This is a genomic window from Cloacibacillus sp. (genome assembly GCA_036655895.1).
Taxonomy (GTDB): Bacteria; Synergistota; Synergistia; order Synergistales; family Synergistaceae; genus JAVVPF01.
Genome location: JAVVPF010000009.1, coordinates 1 through 19,977, shown reverse-complemented (window position 1 = coordinate 19,977; position 19,977 = coordinate 1). Strand labels below are relative to the sequence as shown.

General features: G+C 53.2%; 20 protein-coding genes. All 20 read left to right on the top strand.

Annotated features, from left to right (window positions below):
• Window positions 1-46 precede the first annotated feature (46 nt).
• The gene (locus RRY12_04365; protein MEG2183891.1) at window positions 47-1,150 is read left to right on the top strand and encodes an NADH:flavin oxidoreductase; all 1,104 of its coding nucleotides are present in this window, start codon (window positions 47-49) and stop codon (window positions 1,148-1,150) included.
• A 100-nt stretch (window positions 1,151-1,250) separates the two neighbouring features.
• On the top strand, window positions 1,251-2,210 hold the full coding sequence (locus RRY12_04360; protein MEG2183890.1) for a 2-keto-3-deoxygluconate permease: 960 nt from the start codon (window positions 1,251-1,253) through the stop codon (window positions 2,208-2,210).
• A gap of 56 nt (window positions 2,211-2,266) precedes the next feature.
• Entirely contained in the window at window positions 2,267-3,853 is a 1,587-nt protein-coding gene (locus tag RRY12_04355) for a CoA-transferase (GenBank protein ID MEG2183889.1), read from the top strand.
• A gap of 37 nt (window positions 3,854-3,890) precedes the next feature.
• Window positions 3,891-5,486: a methylmalonyl-CoA mutase family protein gene (locus RRY12_04350; protein MEG2183888.1), complete on the top strand. Its 1,596-nt coding sequence runs from the start codon at window positions 3,891-3,893 to the stop codon at window positions 5,484-5,486.
• Window positions 5,487-5,501: 15 nt separating this feature from the next.
• Entirely contained in the window at window positions 5,502-5,954 is a 453-nt protein-coding gene (locus RRY12_04345; protein MEG2183887.1) for a cobalamin B12-binding domain-containing protein, read from the top strand.
• 22 nt (window positions 5,955-5,976) lie between these two features.
• On the top strand, window positions 5,977-7,185 hold the full coding sequence (locus RRY12_04340) for a CoA transferase (GenBank protein MEG2183886.1): 1,209 nt from the start codon (window positions 5,977-5,979) through the stop codon (window positions 7,183-7,185).
• Window positions 7,186-7,213: 28 nt separating this feature from the next.
• On the top strand, window positions 7,214-8,398 hold the full coding sequence (locus RRY12_04335) for a thiolase family protein (protein ID MEG2183885.1): 1,185 nt from the start codon (window positions 7,214-7,216) through the stop codon (window positions 8,396-8,398).
• A 46-nt stretch (window positions 8,399-8,444) separates the two neighbouring features.
• Window positions 8,445-9,230: an enoyl-CoA hydratase-related protein gene (locus RRY12_04330; protein ID MEG2183884.1), complete on the top strand. Its 786-nt coding sequence runs from the start codon at window positions 8,445-8,447 to the stop codon at window positions 9,228-9,230.
• A 52-nt stretch (window positions 9,231-9,282) separates the two neighbouring features.
• Window positions 9,283-10,275 carry an amidohydrolase family protein gene (locus RRY12_04325; GenBank protein ID MEG2183883.1) on the top strand — a complete coding sequence of 331 codons (993 nt, stop codon included), beginning with the start codon at window positions 9,283-9,285 and terminating at the stop codon, window positions 10,273-10,275.
• A 100-nt stretch (window positions 10,276-10,375) separates the two neighbouring features.
• On the top strand, window positions 10,376-11,917 hold the full coding sequence (locus tag RRY12_04320) for an acyl-CoA carboxylase subunit beta (protein ID MEG2183882.1): 1,542 nt from the start codon (window positions 10,376-10,378) through the stop codon (window positions 11,915-11,917).
• Window positions 11,918-12,148: 231 nt separating this feature from the next.
• Complete coding sequence (infC, locus tag RRY12_04315; GenBank protein MEG2183881.1) at window positions 12,149-12,829, top strand: translation initiation factor IF-3; 681 nt, start codon at window positions 12,149-12,151, stop codon at window positions 12,827-12,829.
• Window positions 12,830-12,878: 49 nt separating this feature from the next.
• Window positions 12,879-13,076, top strand: coding sequence for a 50S ribosomal protein L35 (gene rpmI, locus RRY12_04310; GenBank protein ID MEG2183880.1), 198 nt, complete (start codon window positions 12,879-12,881; stop codon window positions 13,074-13,076).
• Between the two features lie 49 nt (window positions 13,077-13,125).
• Complete coding sequence (gene rplT, locus RRY12_04305; GenBank protein ID MEG2183879.1) at window positions 13,126-13,476, top strand: 50S ribosomal protein L20; 351 nt, start codon at window positions 13,126-13,128, stop codon at window positions 13,474-13,476.
• A 33-nt stretch (window positions 13,477-13,509) separates the two neighbouring features.
• A complete protein-coding gene (locus tag RRY12_04300; protein MEG2183878.1) occupies window positions 13,510-14,835 on the top strand; it encodes a potassium transporter TrkG in 1,326 nt (441 codons plus the stop codon).
• Window positions 14,836-14,854: 19 nt separating this feature from the next.
• A complete protein-coding gene (locus RRY12_04295; protein ID MEG2183877.1) occupies window positions 14,855-15,562 on the top strand; it encodes a TrkA family potassium uptake protein in 708 nt (235 codons plus the stop codon).
• 24 nt (window positions 15,563-15,586) lie between these two features.
• Window positions 15,587-16,672: a phenylalanine--tRNA ligase subunit alpha gene (locus RRY12_04290; protein MEG2183876.1), complete on the top strand. Its 1,086-nt coding sequence runs from the start codon at window positions 15,587-15,589 to the stop codon at window positions 16,670-16,672.
• Between the two features lie 14 nt (window positions 16,673-16,686).
• The gene (pheT, locus tag RRY12_04285; GenBank protein ID MEG2183875.1) at window positions 16,687-19,113 is read left to right on the top strand and encodes a phenylalanine--tRNA ligase subunit beta; all 2,427 of its coding nucleotides are present in this window, start codon (window positions 16,687-16,689) and stop codon (window positions 19,111-19,113) included.
• Between the two features lie 81 nt (window positions 19,114-19,194).
• The gene (locus RRY12_04280; protein ID MEG2183874.1) at window positions 19,195-19,488 is read left to right on the top strand and encodes a hypothetical protein; all 294 of its coding nucleotides are present in this window, start codon (window positions 19,195-19,197) and stop codon (window positions 19,486-19,488) included.
• Window positions 19,489-19,498: 10 nt separating this feature from the next.
• Entirely contained in the window at window positions 19,499-19,792 is a 294-nt protein-coding gene (locus RRY12_04275) for a hypothetical protein (protein ID MEG2183873.1), read from the top strand.
• Window positions 19,789-19,977 (top strand): CvpA family protein (locus RRY12_04270; GenBank protein ID MEG2183872.1); only part of this gene is annotated, 189 nt, incomplete at its 3' end. The genes RRY12_04275 and RRY12_04270, both read left to right, overlap by 4 nt.

Below are 19,977 nucleotides of genomic sequence, written 5' to 3'. Positions count from 1 at the left end.
GGGCTTTTTGCCCTTCACACCCATGATGATTTGGAGGAATAAATCCATGAAAATCTTAGAACCTGTCAAATTTAGAAATCTTGAACTCAAAAACCGTCTGGTGTGGCTTCCCGCCGTAAGCTGTCTTGCCGACGAAGTCGGTTTTGTCACAGATCCTCTTATCGAACGTCACGTAGCGCGCGCCAAGGGCGGCTTCGGCCTCATAGATGTAGAGGCCTGCGGCGTACTTGACCGCAAAAGCCCAAACCTGCTGCGCATCTGCGATGACAAGTTCATCCCTGGACTCAAAGAGATGACGGACGCCGTCCATGCCGAAGGCTGCAAAATGACGGTCCAGCTCATCCATTATGTGAAGCAGTCTGTTCGCACCGGATGGAAACAGCCAGTGGAAGAACTCTCCTACGAAGAGATTGAGACTTGCAAACAGGAGTTTATCGACAGCACCGTAAGAGCGAGAAAGGCTGGATTCGACGGCGTCGAGCTGCATGTGGCGCATGGTTATACTCTCTCCTCCTTCATCTCCCTGCTCAATAAGCGTACCGATAAGTATGGCCGCGATACAGAGGGCCGTTGCCGCATCGTCACTGAAATCATGGAGGGTATCCGCAAAGAGGTGGGCGACGACTACTGCGTCGGCTGCCGCATATCTGGCGAAGAATTTGTCGCAGGCGGCAACACGCTGAAGCAGACGACGGAAATTTCGCAGATATTCGCGCGTTCCGGTATGGACTTCATCAGCGTGTCGGCTGGCGGCAAGACCGAAGACGGCCCTTGGTATACGGGATACAGCGGCAGCCGCTGCATGGCGACGGCCAACCTGCCCTATGGCTGTCACGTCTACCTCTCAGCCGGCATCAAAGAAGCGCTGCGCGAAATTGGTTCCGAAATTCCCGTCGTTGTCTCCGGCAAGGTCAGGGATCTTACGCACGGTGAAGAGATATTTGAAGCAGGCAAGGCCGACCTCATCGGCGTATGCCGCCCCGCGCTCGCCGACCCCGAATGGATAACGAAGCAGATCGAGGGACGCGAAAAAGAGATCGTTAAATGTATCTATTGTAACGGCTGCTTGGTGCGAGACCAGAAGCATGAGCCGGTCAACTGCGTGATAGCGGATAAGATCGCAGAGCGTAAAGCCGTCGCACAGCATTAAGGCAGGCTGCATATATCCCTGCTAACGCCGGCGGCATAAAGCGCGCCGCCGAGTTCGCGAAATTCCCAGATAGACGTTATGAGAAAAAGGGAGGCAGGCTATGGATATTCTAGGTAAAGTTAATAAAGTTCCGGGCGGAATAATGATAGTTCCAATGATCATCACCGCTCTAATCAACACCTTTGTCCCAGCGGCTCTTAAGATAGGCGGGCCGACCAGCGCGGCTTTCAGCGGCGTAGGGGCTATGACTACGATCGGAATGCTGTTGTTTGTCGCGGGCAGCCAGACTAAATACAGCGACCTTGGCGCTGTTTGTGCGCGCGGCGGTTTGTTGGTGTTGGTGCGTCTCGCGGTGGCCTTTACGGGGGCTTGGCTTACACTGAAATTTTTTGGTATTGGAGGTATCTGGGGCGCGTCAGCCCTTGCAATAACTATCGCTCTGGCAAGCTGCAATCCGGGTGTTTATGCAGGATTGATGCAGTCGTACGGAGATAATGTCGATAAAGCTGCAATGGGCGTTCTCAACCTGATCGCAGTTCCCGCCACCCCGCTTGTTATATTGGGCATGGCCGACGGCACCGGATTTGACTATATGAGCGTGGTCGCGTCGCTCGTTCCCTTTGTCCTTGGCATGGTGCTTGCGAATTCCGACGAGAAAGTGCGCAAGCTCTTTTCTACGGCGACGCCGGTAGTCCTATTTTTCCTGGGCTGCTGCCTTGGCGCCAGCATCAACCTCAAGGCGTTGTCTCAGGCGGGAGCCGCCAACGTGGTGCTTGTCATCCTTATCGTCTGCGTTTTCCTGCCCATAATGATTGCGGCGGACAAACTCATTTTAAAACGGCCTGGGTACGCCGCGGTGGCCGCCACCTGTTTGGGCGGTCTGTCTGTAGTGGCTCCGCGTATCATTGGAGAACGGCTGCCGCAGTATCAACCGTATGTAGAATCTGCTACAGCTCAGATGGCGGTAACGCTGGTCTTCTGCATCTTCGTTTTCCCTTACATCACAAAATTTGTAGTCGGTAAATTCAGCGGCGTGCAGCCGATAGGAAAAAGCAATTAAGTAATTTATGCGGTTCTCCCGCCGCGCCTAAACGGCGGGAGAACGAAAAACATGAGGTGAAAAACGTGAGCAAAGTTATTTCGTCGTTCGCAGTTATATCACTAATTAGAGATAATATGACGATCGGTATCGGTGGTTTTGGAGGTTTTTCCGCTCCTGACGAAATACTGCTCGAACTTGCGAAATCATATTCTGTTTCTCAAAGCCCTAGGAATTTACACGTCGTCTCCGGCATTGCCCCGGGCGACCTCACTGAAAATGGATATGGATTGAGTATCATAAAGGCACCCGGCATTATTTCTTCTATATATGCGGCGTACGTAGGCATGTCTCCAGCAATCGGACGCGCCGTAATCAACGAAGAGATAGCAGCTTATACGATCCCGTTAGGCGTTTACGGAGAGCTTCTTCGTGCAATCACGGCGAAAAAAAGCGGCGTCATTACGACAGTTGGCTTGCGGACGTACTGCGACCCAAGGCTTGATGGCTGCCGTGTCAATAAAGCGGCGCACGACTCAGGCCGCGAGGTTGTCTCCCTTATAGACATAGATGGCAAAGAATATCTGCACTATAAGAGTTTTCACATAGACATGTGCATCATAAGAGGAACCTATGCGGATGAATTTGGAAATGTATCGCTTGAAGAAGAGGCTATATACAGCGAACAGGCGGCAATGGCGGCGGCTGTGCATAACGGCGGAGGCGTCGTCATTGTTCAGGTCAAGGGAATATTTAAACGCGGAGGTCTGGACCCGCGCCGTGTAGCGATCCCGGGAGCGCTGGTCGATCATATCGTTCTCGCAAAGCCTGAGAATCATTTGCAGTCTTACGGCGGTTCGCCTTTTCGGCCTGAGCTGATTGGCGAAGTAAGGACGCAGCTTGAGATGATAGACCCAATGCCTCTTTCGGTGCGGAAGATATGCGGCAGGCGGGCTTCGTGCGAGGTAAAGGCCCGCGGTCTTGTAAACCTTGGGTTTGGAATGCCAGACAGCGTGGCCAGCGTCATTAATGAAGAGGGTCTGAGCCATCATGTCACTTTTTCTGTTGATACCGGCGTTTACGGAGGAGTGCCTGTCAGCGGCGTGGGACTTGGCGCATCGGTCAATCCCGATGCAATTCTTCCGATTACGGATAATTTTGATATCTATGACGGAGGTGCGCTTGATGCCGCTTTTCTTGGTATGGGCGAGGTAGACGAGGAAGGCAATGTCAACGTATCGAAATTTGGCTCTCGCTGCACAGGGCCTGGTGGTTTCATAAATATCACGCAGGGGACGCGCAAGGTTTGTTTTATGGGTACATTCACAACTGGAAAAACTGATTTTGGGATCAATGACGGCAGGCTTGAAATCAGAGAGGACGGCCCGGGCGTCAAATTTATAAAAAGAGTCGGACAGGTCACATTCTCAGCGCGGTACGCAAGGGAGCGCGGGCAGGAGATCATTTATATAACCGAACGCGCGGTCTTTCGACTCGCCGATTGCGGCGGACTGGAACTTACAGAGATAGCTCCAGGCGTTGATTTGAAAAAAGACATTCTTGAAAAAATGGAATTTACGCCGCTTATTTCACCGCAGCTTAAGTTGATGGATGCGGGGCTATTTCGTCCACAGAAAATGAAGATGCGTCTCGTTGAAGAATGAGACGTTTGAAATAAAAAATATGAAAGGGGCGTTATAGATGGCAGAAGAGAGGAAACACACAACTTTATCGGGTTACGAGCTCAAAAATGTCTATACGGCGGAGGATCTGAACGGAGAGCACATGAAGGATAAGCTGGGCGAGCCTGGACATTATCCGTTCACGCGCGGCATACGCGAAAATATGTACCGTGACTCCCTTTGGACGATGGGGCTGTATTCAGGTTTTGCCTCCGCTGAAGAGGCGAACGAGCGCTTCCGTTATCTGATAGAACAGGGACAGACAGGTTTTTCCGTGGCGTTGGACCTTCCGACGCAGATGGGCTACGACTCGGATGACGCAATGTCCGATGGCGAAGTCGGCAAGGTAGGCGTGGCGATAGACTCGCTTGCAGACGTTGAAGCGCTTTTTAAGGGTATTCCATTTGAGAAAGTTCGTCAGATACGCACAACGGCCAACGCAAACTCAATAATAATGCTTGCGTTTTACGTTGCCTTTGCCAAGAAAAACAAAATAGACCCAAACACGATAGGTTTCTTCCTCCAGAACGACATACTGAAGGAATATATGTGCCGCGGGGCGTATATTTTTCCGCCCGCTGCCGGAGTAAAGCTCTCTGTAGACGTGCTGGAGTACTGTGGGAAACATCTGCCCAAATGGACGCCGATAGCCGTCTCCGGCTACCACATCCGCGAAGCTGGCGCCACCGCGGCGCAGGAGATAGCGTTTACTGTGGCAGACATGACGGCCTATTTTGACGCCGCCGTGGCACGCGGGGTGGACATCGTTTCTGCCACCAGCAACAGTTATTTCTTCCTTGGCGCGCAGATGGATTTTCTTGAGGAGGTCGCTAAATTTCGCGCCGCTCGCAGAGTATTTGCAAAAATAATGAAAGAACGTTACGGAGTGACGGACGAAGAGCCTCAGCGTCTGAAAATATTCGCCTATACGAACGGTTCCGCGATGACCGCAGAACAGCCTATGAACAACATCATTCGCGTGACGATAGAAACGATGGCGGCAATCGCCGGTGGCATCCAAACGTTGGCTACATCTTCTTACGACGAGGCGCTGTCCCTTCCGACGCAGGAGGCTGTAACGATTTCGCTGCGTACACAGCAGATAGTTGGCTACGAATCGGGCATCACAGAGACGGTCGACCCTTTGGGAGGCTCATACGCGATAGAAGCTCTTACCAACCGGATAGAAAAAGATATATGGAGCCTGCTTGCTGAGATAGAGGCAAAGGGCGGGGCTGTGAAATGTATAGAAGAGGGCTTCCAGCAAAAGCTGCTTGCGGCCAACGCATATAAATATCAGAAGAGCGTAGACGACGGCGCGCGCACTGTGGTCGGCGTAAACCGGTTCAAAGACGAACAGCCAATCGAATGCGCGGCGTTCTCTGTCTCTGAAGAGGTTGCCGTGAAGCAGAAGGCGAAGCTGGCAAAACTAAAGAAAAAACGTGACAACGATCGTGTCCAAAGAGCGCTTAATGCAATAAAAACTGCCGCTGAAAAGAATGAAAACCTTGGCGAATACATGATCGAGGCCGCGGAGGCCTACGCCACGCTCGGAGAGATTTGCGGCGTACTTAAAAGCGTCTACGGTAAATATTCGCCGATGAAGATCTATTAAAAGGAGGCGGCCATTATGGTAAAAGTCTTGATTTCAAAACCTGGACTGGACGGGCACGACAGGGGCGCTAAGGTCGTAGCGCGCGCCTTTGAGGAGGCGGGAGCCGAAGTTGTCTACACGGGGCTTCAGGCGACGCCGGAGGAGATAGCGGAGACGGCGGTTCGTGAAAAGGTCGATGTGGTTGGCGTGAGCCTGCTTTCCGGAGCGCATAACACCCTGATGCCCAGAGTTATCGACTGCGTAAAAGAAAAAGAGGGAATGCAGGATACCGTTTTTATCTTGGGAGGCATCATCCCTCAGCAGGACATTCCAGCGCTGCTTGAAAAGGGCGTGCACGGTGTTTTCGGCCCCGGTACGCCGCTAGATGCGGTGACTGATTTTGCCTTTGAGCAGGTGGCGCTTGTGAAAGCGGAGCAGCTCGCTGAAGCCGCGCTTGCCGACATGACAAATAAATCATCGAATATATAAAAATTACATAGGAGGTCAAAAAATGAAAGGGATCTTAGACGGAGTAAAAGTTCTTGGGATAGAGCAGCAGGTGGCAGGGCCGACCTGCACCATGATGCTTGCCGATCAGGGCGCCGATGTAATAAAAATTGAACGTCCGGGAAGCGGAGATACGGCGCGCGAGATGGCGCCCATGCTCAAAAACGAAAAAGGTGATAAACAGAGCGGATATTTCGCGCGCTTCAACCGCGGTAAAAAGAGTGTCACCGTCGACATGCAGTCTCCGGAAGGACAGGCCGTGTTATGGGACCTTATAAAAGATACAGAGATAATCATCGAAAATGTAAAGCCCGGCCTTATGGACAAACTTGGCTTCACCTATGAAAAGATCAAAGAAATAAACCCAGGCGTCATCTATGTCGCAATAAGCGGCTTTGGACGTTCGAAAAAATATGAGGGGCCATACGCAAAACGTCTTGCCTATGACATCATCGCGCAGGCTATGGCGGGGCTGATGCACACCTGCGGCGGCGACGCGGAGGGACCTCCGACATGGCTCGGCTTTGCGCTTGGAGACTCCGGCACCGGCGTATACGCGGCCTACGCGGCGATGCTTGGCTACATCAACAAACTTCGTACGGGACGCGGCGAATACTTTGATGTATCTATGTACGACTGCATGGTGGCGCTCGCCGAGCGTTCGCACAACGTCCACGCCTTTACCGGAAACGTGGTGACGCGCGGCCCTGACAAGCTCATCGCTCCATGGGGGCCCTTTAAATGCAAGGACGGCTATGTGGCGATAATTGTTCCGACGGAATCTATGTGGAAGAAATTTCTTACGGCGATAGGGCACACGGAGCTGCTGGAGAACCCCGATATCCAGTCTGGCCCAGGGCGAGGCGCATATATGGAGACGCTGATACGTCCCGTCATCAACGAATGGCTTTCTGATAAATCCAAAGTAGAAGCCTGTGAAATATTTATGGAGCAGGGACTTCCATGTGGGCCTGTGCAAAATTCCAAAGACGTTGCTAATGACGAACACACAAAGAAACGCCAGATGCTGGTGAAAATTCCCGACCCAATCGTCGGAGAACTAACAGTAGTGGGATGCCCGATAAAAATGGAAGAGCACGAAGCGGCATACAGCTCGCTCCCAAACCTTGGAGCGGATACGGACGACGTGTTGGGAAGCATCGGTTATTCCAAAGAAAAGATAGCCGACCTGCACGCCAGAGGCGTCATTTAGATTATTTATAAAAGAAAGGTGAAATAAGATGGAAAAAGTAGTAATCATATCAGCGGTACGCACGCCGTTCGATAAATTCGGCGGCCTTATGAAGGGCGAAAACACCGTTTCACTTGGATCATTCGTAGTCAAAGAGGCGATGGAAAGAGCCGCGCTCGACCCGTCAGATGTGGAGGAGACCTATATCGGCATAAACATGCCGACGGCAAACCGTTCTATAGCGCGTCAAATATCGCTTGCCGCAGGTATGCCGCCTGAAGCTAATTCTACGACTGTAGATCGCGCCTGCTGCTCGTCCATGGTAGCTATAGCAATGGCGAAGCGCGCTATAGAAGTTGGAGATGCAAAGGTCGCGATAGGCGGCGGCTCGGAAAACATGAGCAATGTCCCTTATTTTGTAGAAGACCTTAGATGGGGCAAACGCCTTGGCGACATCACCCTCAAAGATATAATGGTCGTTTCGTGCCCCTACACCGGCGAACCTCGTGCTAAACAGGCCGGAGAGGTCGCCCTTCAGTACGGCATCAGCCGTGAGATGCAGGACGAATGGGCCTATCGCAGCCAGATGCTTTATCAGGAGGCCTTCAAAACCGGAAAATTTAGCGATGAGATAAAACCTTACACGATTTCTACAAAAAAAGGAGATGTCATCATCTCCGAAGATCAGTCGCCGCGTGCAGACACTACGCTTGAGGGGCTTGCGAAGCTCAAGACAGTCAATCAAAGCCCGACCGTCACGGCAGGCAACGCCCCAGGACTCAACACGGGAGCAAGCGCGCTCGTGCTGATGAGTGAGAGCGAAGCGGTCAGACGCGGACTTAAGCCGCTTGCGACAATCGTAGCGCACGCCCAGGCCTCGGGACATCCGAAATACATTGCGACGATACCGGCCTTTGCCGCGCAGAAGGCGCTTGCCAAGGCGAATATGACCATCGAACAGATGGACGTCATCGAGATCAACGAGGCCTTCGCCGTAATGCCTCTCGCCTCCACGATACTTCTTGGAGAAGAAGACCCGGCTAAGGTCGAAGCTATTCGCGCCAAGACCAATATCAACGGCGGCGCGATCGCCATCGGACATCCTACCGGCGCTACAGGCGGACGTCTCGTGATGACCATGGCCTATGAGCTACAGCGTCGCGGCGGAGGCTATGGCATCTGCACCATCTGCGGCGGCGTCGGCGAAAGCGAAGCCTTCATCATCAAAGTCTAAACGCTAGCCGGCCATCCATACGTATGTGAAGAAGGAGGTTGCGGATATGGATTTTCAGGATATCCTGTATGAAAAATATAATGACCGGGCAAAAATAACCATCAACAGACCTGATCAGATGAATATGTTCACTAATCACACCTTGAGTGAAATAATAACAGCGCTTCAGAGCGCGTGGACGGATAGGGAAGTAGGTGCTGTCATCCTTACTGCGGCTGGAAGTCGCGCGTTTACAATTGGAGGCGTTCCATGCGACGTCTCCGCTGACGCCCATCCTGTTGAAAAGCTGCCGATGCCAAGTCTGTTCGCTCAGCTTCTGCATACCATCCGTACCATTCCAAAACCGGTCATAGCCGCCGTCAACGGGTATGCTATCGGCGGCGGTCACGTCATACAGGTGGTGTGCGATCTTACTATAGCCGCCGCCTCCGCAAAGTTCGGCCAGGTCGGCCCCAAGGTCGGAAGTTTTGACGCCGGATACGGCAGCGCATATCTCTCGCGTATCGTCGGTGAGAAGAAGGCAAGAGAATTCTGGTACTTGTGTAAGAAATATACCGCGGAGGAATGTTTGCAGATGGGGCTTATCAATGCCGTAGTCGCGCCGGAAAAGCTGATGGAGGAGACTGACAAATGGGTCGACGCCATTGTCAAATCCAGCCCGACATCTCTTGCTGCGCTGAAAATGTCATTCAACGCGGACTCTGCGTCTGTCTGGGGCATCCAGTCCATGGCTGGCGTTGCGCTAAATATGTATTTTAATACTGATGAAGCGAAGGAATGCGGCAGAGCGTTTGGCGAAAAAAGAGATCCTGATGTCGCCCAATACCGTTGATTTGTTTGAATTTTTAATGCCCCGGCATTAATTTTGGAAGGAGAAATGAGCTATGGCCAAACCGCAGGAAGACAGAACCCCTAAAACTCTTGAAGAAAGAGGTTATCATATTATAGACGTCCACGCACATCCCTTTGTTAAGGGTGGATATCCGCCCGCAATGAAGGCCATGTTGGCCTCAAGAAAATACACCCAGCCAAATTGGACAGGTAAGTCTGGAAAGGGCACACTTGAAGATTTGTACGCGGAGTTTGATGAGACTGCAAAAGAAGTAATGGCAAATGACGCCCTTGCTCATGGCGTTAAAATGCAACCGGTCGGCTGGGACGCGTCAAGCGGCATGGGTGAGCCGCCAACCAGCAATGATTTTGTCTACGGTTTGTGGCAGGAGTTTCCAGACGCGTTTTTCGGCGCTTGGGGCTCGGTTGATCCGTGGCAGGGACAGAAGGCCCTTCATGAGGCGGAAAGAGCTATCACAGAGCTGAAGCTGATTGGTTTGAAATTCCAGCAGTGCACGCAGAAATTCCGCGTCAATGACAGACGGTTCTATCCTTTGTGGGATCTGTGTCAGCAGCTTGGAGCGCCGGTCCAGTTCCATATCGGCTATACTGGAATGGGCAGTGGAGCTCCCGGAGGCGACGGGCTTTACAGTATGTCCTATTGCCAGCCTCTTGACGTTGATGAAGTCGCCGCAGACTTCCCGCACCTGAAGATCATAGCTCTGCATGTTGGAGAACCTTGGCCGGAAGTTATCAACCATGTCGCAATGCACAAGGCGAACGTGATGCGCGAAACTTCCGGCATGTGGCCCAAATATTTCCCACAGTGCATGACGTACGATATGAACAGACGTCTGCAGGATAAATTTATCTTCGGTTCTGAGTGGGGAGTGTTCAAGCTCAGCGAGATATTGAAACAGTGGGAAGAATTGGATCTAAGGCCGGGCGTCATAGAAAAGGTCATGTATAAGAACGCTCTGAACTTCCTTGGAGAAAGGTTTGAGAAGTGCGGGCTGGATCTTAGTCCCTGGAAAGGATCAATCTGACGGGATGACGGCTTTTTCGCCGCGTTGGATTTTCGCCATATAAACTGCATTGCAGGTACGGTCACGCTCTTTAAAAACAAAGTTTTGGGAGGATAGTCCTATGAACCAAAAGCTTCAAGCCATGCTTGATAAAAAGGCGCACATTATGCTTCAAGGCGGCCAGGATAAAATCAACAAACAACATGCTAAAGGCAAATTGACGGCGCGCGAGCGAATAGACCTGCTGTTTGACACGGGTACCTTTGTGGAATACAACATGTTTGTAAAACCAAGAGCTACGCGTTTTGGCATGGATAAAGTAGACGCTCCCGCAGACGGGATAATCACAGGGCACGGACTTATCAACGGCAGAAAAGCTTTTGCCTATTCTCAGGATGCCACCGTGCTGGGAGGATCAATGGGTGAAATGCATGGACTGAAGCTTGCCAGAATGCAGGAGCTGGCGCTGGAAGTCGGGGCGCCGATCATAGGGCTCAACGATTCCGGCGGAGGCAGACTTCAGGAAGGGCCGGGAGCTGCAGTCTACGGTACTATCTTTTATAACAATGTTGCGGCCTCTGGAGTCATTCCGCAGATTTCGGCTCTCATGGGGAGCTGCGCTGGCGGCGCGGCCTATTCTCCCGCTCTCAATGATTATATCATCATGGTTGACAAGACCAGCAAAGCCTTTATCACCGGCCCCGCCGTCATCAAAGAAGTGACCGGCGAAGTCGTAGACTTTGAGACGCTGGGCGGAGCCATGACGCACAGCACAAAATCTGGGCTTTCTCATCTGATAGCGAGAGACGATTATGACTGCATCGCGCAGATCAAATGCCTGCTTGGCTTTTTTCCTGATAACTGTCAGCAGCTTCCGCCGATCTATCCCAACAACGATGACGTCTCCCGGAGGATAGAAGAACTCAATGACATTATTCCAGAGAGTTCGCGCAAATCCTATGATATGAAAGATGTTATAACAAAGATCGCCGATAATAATTATTTCTTTGAGATTTCTCCGATGTATGCGCGCAATATCGTGGTAGGGTTCATTCGTATGGGCGGTATGCCGGTCGGCGTCGTCGCCAGTCAAACCAACTATTTGGCCGGTTGTCTTGACATCAACGCCTCCTGCAAAGCGGCGCGTTTTATCAGAACCTGTGACGCCTTCAACATTCCGCTTCTGTCGATTGTAGACGTCCCCGGATATCTTCCAGGGGTCAATCAGGAACATGACGGCATCATCAGACATGGAGCGAAACTTCTCTATGCGTGGGCGGAGGCTACAGTCCCCAAAATCGTAATGCCGATCAGGAAGTCCTATGGCGGAGCCACGCCGGCGATGTGCAGCATAGACATGAAGGCGGATTTCGTCATTGCATGGCCAAGCTGCGAGCGTGCTGTGGTAGGGCCCGATGCCGCCGTGAATGTGCTTTATAAAAATGAGATCGAACAGGCGGCCGACCCCGCCGCGGCGAGGGAGATATACAAGCAGGCGTATGAGACAGAATTTTTAAACCCCTATCGTTCGGCGGAGCTTGGAAAATTTGAAGATGTTATTGAGCCGGCCGAATCAAGAATAAAAATCATTCAAACGCTGCGCATGTTTTGGGGCAGGAAAAAGGAGCGCCACGCGCGCAAGCACGGGAATATACCTTTGTAAGCCTGTATCTTGAAATATCTGCTCATAGCCGCCGTTCCAAATCTGCACAAACGGTTGCTATTTGGCGCATCTTGTGCTACTATTCATCAGTTGATTGTTATCAATGGGTTTTAAGCAGAGGATGCGCCTCTCGCCTGCCGATGAAAGTTGTTGTCAGGTCCGCCCCCGAAGAAGTCTTTGTAGGGTCCGGTGCATTCGTATGCATTCGGGCCTTTTTATTTTGATCAAAAAATTATCAGGAGGTGCAATACCATAGCAAATACCAGGGAAGACGAACCGCGCGTAAATTCCGAGATCAAGTGTCCGGAAATTCTCCTTATTGACGAGCAGAATGCAAAGCGCGGAGTGGTGAATACGCAGGAAGCGCTCAAAATGGCTGAAGCAGCAGAACTTGACCTAGTCGAGGTCGCGCCTCAGGCGACGCCGCCGGTATGCCGCATAATGAATTACGGGAAGTTCCGCTTCCAGCAGCAGAAGAGAGACAAGGACGCGCGCAAGAAACAGAAGAATCAGGTCGTCAAAGAGATAAAGATGCGTCCGAAGATAGACCTGCACGATTATGAATTCAAGGTCAAGGCGATACAGACCTTCCTTTCGGCAGGGCATCGCGTCAAAGTCTCGATTTTCTTCCGCGGCCGTGAAATGGCCTTCCTTGACAGAGGCCGTGAGGTGCTCAACAAGGTAGTGGCGGCAGTGGACGACTTTGGCAAGATAGAGATGGAGCCCCGCATGGAGGGCGCCTACATGAGGATAATGATAGCGCCGAACTCGGAGCTTCCTATAAAGAAAACCGCAGCGCAGTCTGACGCCGAAGCGGCAGAGGCAAAGCAGCAGCCGGCAGCAGGCGGCGCGCAGGCGGTAAAGGCTCCTAAGGTGAAAAGCTCCTTCACGCTCGACGCCGATAAAATTTAATATTTAAAATTACCCTACGGGTAAGATAATTTAGAGGAGGAACATTGCAATGCCTAAAATGAAAACACATTCCGCCACAAAAAAGCGCTTTACCGTAACGGGATCAGGTAAGGTCAGCTTCAAGAAGAGCGGCCGCGGACATCTTCTTATCAGCAAAAACGCAAAGCGCCTTCGCGCTCTGAAGAAGAAGGGTATCCTTCCGACAGGCATCGAAGCGCACATCAAGAAGATGCTCCCTTACGCGTAAGCTAAGGGACGACGCAAATCATTTAAAAAAATTCAAGGAGTGACATACAATGCGAGTTAAGGGTTCAAGCGCCAGCCGCAATAAGCAGAAAAAATTATACAGCATTACAAAGGGTTTTTGGGGACGTAAAAAGAATGTCTATCGCCGCGCGCGCGAAGCTTATCTGCACGCTCTGACAAGCGCCTTTGCGGGCCGCAAGCTCAAGAAGCGCGATTTCCGCAGAATGTGGATAGTCCGTATCAACGCAGCCGCACGTGCGAACAGCATCGCGTACAGCGCTCTCATCAACGGCCTCAAGAAAGCGAATATCACGATTAACCGCAAGATGCTGGCCGATCTCGCGGTGAACGACGCACCCGCCTTCACGCAGCTTGTAGAAAAGGCGCGCGCCGCTCTGTAATATTGCCTAAATTTTAGCAAAGAGTGGAAGACATTGCGTTTTCATACCTCATATAAGGTTGAAAGAGTCATTGTTACAGGGTTCCTGCTGGTCATACTGGCGGGAGCCTTTCTCTTATGGCTCTCTAATAATTTGCTGTACCGTATGCCGCTTTCCGCGGTAGATGCGCTCTTTATGTCTACCTCGGCGGTCTGCGTCACAGGCCTCGGCGTCGTTGACATCTCGACGCAGTTCGGGGCGCTTTCGCAGATGATATTGCTTGCGCTGATCCAGATAGGCGGCCTCGGTATTATGACTGGTATGATGCTGCTTGCCATCGCCGTAGGACGAAGGATAGGCATTAAAAGCCGTATCTTCTTTTTGGGCGGCCTCGGCGTTGACGGCGTTCAGGGCGCCGTGGCACTCTTTTTCACGGTCATCAAATACACCTTCTTTTTGGAGGGGCTTGGGTCTGCGATGCTTTTTGCGGGTTTTCTGCTAAACGGTGAAAGCATCCCGCGCGCCGCCTATATGGCGGTTTTTCACGCGGTCAGCGCCTTCTGCAACGCCGGCTTTTCCGTATGCGAGGGCGGACTTCGAAACTATCACATGACGATAATCATCCCGGCTGTGGTGATGGGGCTTATCGTTACGGGCGGCATTGGCTTTCCAGTTTTTGCCGACTGCGCCACAGCGCTGAAGCATAAAAAAAGATTGTCAGTCTATTCAAAACTGGTGCTTGTTATCACAGGCGGCCTGATCGTCGGCGGAACGGCGCTCTTTCTTCTTTCTGACTGGAACGCCGCGCTCAAAGGGCTTCCCGTGTGGGCGAAGGTGTGGAACGCGCTCTTTGCGTCAGTTACGGCGAGGACGGCGGGCTTCGACACAATCGCGCCGCAGAATTTCTCCGGGCTTGGCCAGGCAGTTACGATAGTGCTCATGATAATAGGCGCCTCGCCCGCCTCTACGGGCGGCGGCGTGAAGACTACCACCTTCGGCGTGCTTGCCATCTCAGTATGGAGCGAGCTGCACATGAGGAGCGAGACGACCTTCCTGAACCGCGGCATCTCCGGGCGCACGGAGCGCCGCTCGCTTGCCATAATTGCAATATACCTCTTTACCATCCTTGTGGGCAGCACGCTGCTTACGCTCATTGAAAATATCCCGTTTTCGGCGATACTATACGAGGTTGCCTCCGCTTTGGGCACGGTAGGCCTTTCGGTTGGCATTACCTCCGAACTGTCGGTGCCGGGAAGGCTCATAATAATTTTGCTGATGTTCTGGGGACGCGTCGGGCTTTATTCTTTCATCTCGACGCTTGTGACGGCGGACGGAGACTCGGGCATCCATTATCCCGACACGCATATTCCGATAGGTTAACGAAGGGAGCGCTCTTGATATGGCGACAAAAGTTAAAAGTTTTCTTATAGTTGGACTGGGCCGTTTTGGAACGGCGCTCTGTGAGAGGCTGGCGGCCCTCGGTCAGAATGTTATCGGAATAGACAGCATGGCGGCGCCCGTCATGGAGCTTTCCGATAAAATATCCGTGGCGGCGCAGATGGACGTGACCGACGAAAATTCTCTGCGCAAAATAGGCGCGAAGGACGTGGACGTAGCGGTCGTCACTATCGGCGAGGCGGTGGAGCACAGCATACTCTGCACGTCGCTGCTGGTGGAGATGGGCGTCCCTATCGTTATAGCGCGCGCCTCCAACAAGCTGCACGCGAGGGTCCTTGAACGCGTCGGTGCGCACAAGGTCATCTCGCCTGAATGGGACATGGGGCACAGGATAGCAGAGTCTCTGGTCTATCCGTGGTATTCCACCTTTACGCGCATCGAGGGAGGGAATTTCGTCCTCGGCAAAATTTCGCCACTGCCCTCGATGATAGGCAAGGATATGGCCGAACTTAAGTTTTCACAGAAATACAAAGTAATTGTTATACTGATGGAGTACGACGGCACGCAGCACACGCCGTGCCCGACGCGTCCTTTCGAGCCGAGCGATAAGCTGTGGGTGCTGGGCCATGTCGGAGATATGGACGACATCATCGCGAAGGAAGACATGGCGCAAATAATGGATATGAACTTACCCGGCGCGCCTAAATAGCGCCATATACAGGAGGCATTATTTATGGAGGAAAACGGAACGACACAGAGCCCGCGCAGCGAAGGAAACGGGCTCATTGAACGTCTCGAGATGATAAAAGAGGCGGGCCTTGAAAAAATAGCGCAAAGCACGCTGCCGGACCAGCTGCAGCTTGTGCGCGCCAATCTTTTGGGGCGCAAGGGCGAACTGACTGACATATTAAAGAGCGTGGGGCAGGCCGCTCCCGAGCTTCGCAAGGTGCTTGGACAGGCCGCAAACGAAGTGAAGCAGATATTGAGCGACGCGGTGGACAACCGCGGCGCCGAGCTGCTTGATACGCTGTCTGCCTTCGAGGGCGCGGCCGACATCACGGCGCCGGGCATAGAGCCTGCCTCAGGCGGGCTGCACCCAGTCACTCAGATGTGCTACGATCTGAACGACGCCTTCCGTTCGCTGGGCTTTGAGGTCTTCTCCGAGGACGAGATAACGAGCGAAAAATTTGCCTTTGACAATCTGAACTTCGCGCCGGAACATCCCGCGCGCGAGAGCATGGACACCTATTGGCTCAAAGGCCACGACGAAGTCCGCGGAGCGGAACGCCTCTGCATGAGGCCGCATTTGACCGGCGCGAGTGTCCGCTACCTCAGGGAGCACGGCGCGCCGGCGCGCTTTGTCTATCCGGGGCGCGTCTACCGCAACGAGACTACCGACGCGCGTCACGAACGTGCCTTTTTCCAGTACGAGGCGCTCATCGTGGATAAAGATTTCTCTTTCTCTTCCGGCATGGTGCTCATAAAGACCATCCTCGAAAAGGTCTTCGGGCACGAGGTTGACGTGCGTATGCGCGTAGGCTTCTTCCCGTTCGTCGAGCCCGGCTTTGAGATAGACATGAAGTGTCAGGTCTGCGGCGGAGCCGGCTGCAAAGTCTGCAAGCATGTGGGCTGGATAGAGGTAATGCCTGGCGGCACGCCGCATCCTAACGTGCTTCGCGCGGCGGGGCTCGACCCGGCGGTGTGGTCCGGCTTTTACATCAACATCGGCCTCGACCGTCTCGTCATGATGAGATACGGCGTCGACGACGTGCGCCTCTTCCACAGCGCCGACCTGCGCTTCCTCAAACAGTTTAAGTAGGGCTTGGTGATAATATGAAACTTTCATACAACTGGATAAAAAAATACGCGGAGCTTCCGGCAGATCTCACAATGGCCAAGCTTTCCTACGACCTTACGATGTCTACCGTTGAAGTGGAAGACGCGGTAAGCCTCGCTGACAACCTGGCGGGCCTCGTAGTCGGACGCATACTGACGGTTGAGCCGCACCCCGACGCGGACAAACTGCGCATCTGCACGGTGGACACGGGAGACATTGCGCCCTCCGTCATTGTCTGCGGCGGAGTGAACCTATACGCCGGAGAGGACGTTGTGGTGGCAAAGCCCGGCGCGTGGGTGAAATGGCACGGCGAGGGCGAACCTGTCGAGATAAAGCCCGCCAAGCTGCGCGGAGTGATGAGCTTCGGCATGATATGCTCCTCCGGCGAAGTGGGGCTTGGAGAACTGTTCCCTGCGGAGCACGCGGTCATCATGGACATAACTGAGTTTCACGCAAAACCCGGCGCGGCGGTAGCGGAGGCGCTCGGCCTCGACGACATCATCCTTGAGATAGACAACAAATCAATGACCAACCGCCCCGACCTCTGGGGACACTACGGCATGGCGCGCGAGCTTGCCGCCATTTATAAATGTCCGCTGAAGCCGATAGAGGCGGCAACTTTTGCGGCAGCTCCCGAGTCCTTGAAGGTGGATATTCAAGCGCCTGACCGATGCGCGCGCTACATAGGCCTTGTCATCGACGGCGTGAAAAACGTTGAGTCGCCGTTTGAATTAAAGAGCCTGCTCTGGCGCGTCGGCATTCGCCCGATAAACCTTCCGGTCGACATCACGAATTACGTCATGCTCGCCAGCGGTCAGCCGACGCACGGCTTTGACAGCAGCCACATAAGCGGCGGCATAACGGTGCGCCGCGCGGCTTCCGGCGAAAAGTTACAGCTTCTTGACGGCGAAACGCTGGACCTCACGACGGAAGACCTAGTCATCGCGGACGACAAAGCGCCGGTCGCGCTTGCGGGCGTCATGGGCGGAAAACTTGACTCAATCCTTGACGATACTACGAAGCTCATCCTCGAAGTTGCGAATTTCGACGCGCTCTCCATCCGCCGCACCTCCCAGCGTTTTGACGTGCGCACCGAGGCCTCCTCGCGCTACGAAAAAGGCATCGACCCGCAGAGAGCGGACGAGGCAGCTGCTATTGCGATTGACGCCTTCAAAAAGTATTTCCCGGAGGCGCGTGTAACAGCTTACACCGATAATTATCCAAAGCCGCTAGCGCGTGCCGTAGTCGACGTGGAACTCGGCTTCCTGAGAAGACGCCTTGGCAAGGAACTAGGCGCGGATGAAATAATCTCGATACTTTCGCTGCTTGGCTTCAAAACTGAGGCGCGCGGCGAGACTCTGCACATAGAGGCGCCCACATGGCGCTCCACAGGCGACATCTCGCTGCCCGACGACATTCTGGAAGAGGTCGCGCGTCTTATGGGCTACGAGAACTTTGAATACGCGCCGCCCACCGTAGTGCTGGAGAAGGCGGTCAACCAGAAAAAGCCGGAACTCGACAGAGCGGTGCGCGAATACCTCGCCTTCCGCTGCAACATGCAGGAGGTCTTCACCTACCCGTGGATAGAGGACGAATACGTGAAGGCGGCCGCCATTCCCGAGGCTCAAATGCTTCAGCTTTCAACGCCTCCCGCGCCGGACGAAAGCCATCTGCGTTCGTCGCTCGTGCCGGGACTGCTCAAAGCGATAACGACGAACCTGCGCTATTATTCTGAATTTAAAATATTTGAGCTGACGCAGGTCTTCTTTGACAGAAACTACACCAGCCCCAGCGGAACCGATGAAATGCTGCCCGAGATGGCGCGTCACCTTGGCGCTGCCTTCGTGGGAGGGGACGCGCGTCAGTTATTCCGCGAAGCAAAAGGCGTGCTGGAATATATGCACAGGGGCGCGCGCATGGAGCCGCTCTCATTTGCGCAGGAGACAAAGCCCGACTGGGCCGATGAAAAGCTGTGGGTCAACGTCGCCTGCTGCGGACAGACGATAGGCAGTATAGCTCTAGTTTCGCCAAAGAGCGCAAAGGCGGCCGGCATCAAAAGAAGCCTCGCCGTGCTCTTTGAGATAGACGTCGAAAAGCTCGCGCCTCTGCCCTCGCGCCAGAACGAATTTACGCATCTGCCAGAGTATCCGCTCTCTGATTTCGACCTCTCCATCGTCTTTGACGACGGCGTGGCCTGGGCCGACATCGAAGCTATAGTAAAAAAGGTCGACCTCGTCAAAAAAGTAATGTTCATTGACGAATATCGCGGCGCTCAGATAGGAGCTGGCAAAAAATCCGTCTCCTTCCGCGTCTGGATAGGCTCGGACAAGGGCACGCTCACATCGGAGCAAATTGAGACCGCGTCGAAACAGACCGTTAAAAAAATAGGCAAGAAATTCGGCGGAGATGTCCGCGGAGCCTAAAAATCTGATAGACTATGGGAGGGAGTAAGACTCTCTCCCTTTTTTGCTATTTGCAGGATAATATTCCGGAGGTGCATTGATATGATGGAGCAGTTTGAAAAATTTGCCGAAGCGCTGGACAGCCTTGAGGCTATGCTCAGCAAAAAAGACGCGGAAAACGAAACGCTGCGCCGCGAAGTCGGCGAACTTAAAGGCATCATAGAGGACAGGGATCTTGAGATCCTCCAGCTTCAGGAGGACTCCGAAAAGCTCGCGGCCGAATCAAAGGCCGAAAAAGAAGAAATAGGCAACTGCCTCGAGGGCCTGCTTGGCCGCATGTGCAAAATAACGGCTCAGCAGAAAGAAACCGCCCCCGCCGCGGAAGAGCGGCAGTAATAATTAGTCTATGACACAGATGGACGAAACGTCCGAAATACAGTCCCTGGGAGAGGGCAGATACTCCTTTTGGGTTGGACGCCAGAAATATACCCTGACCACGAAGCTGAAGGCTGAGAGCTTAAAACGCGACGTTGAAAGCGCCCGCGCTCTGGTCGAGATGTTCCCGCAGAACTTAAGCCAGGACGAACGGCTGTTTCTAGCACTTATGGCGCTTACGCACCAGATGCAGGAGCTTGGGCTGCGCGCGGAAGAGATGAAAAATAAATTTCAGGGGCATAACGGCGGGGACTGCGCGCTTTGAGCGGATGGAACTACTGGGATCTCTTCATTTTGATCCTGGGCTGTTATTTCATCATCCGGGGCTGCTGCAGAGGCTTCGTCGGCGAAGTGATAACTCTTGCCGGCTTCCTCGCATCGTTTTACCTCTCGTTCCATTACTGCGGAGCAATGAGCGGCATCATCGCGCACTCTATGGGAATAAACCCA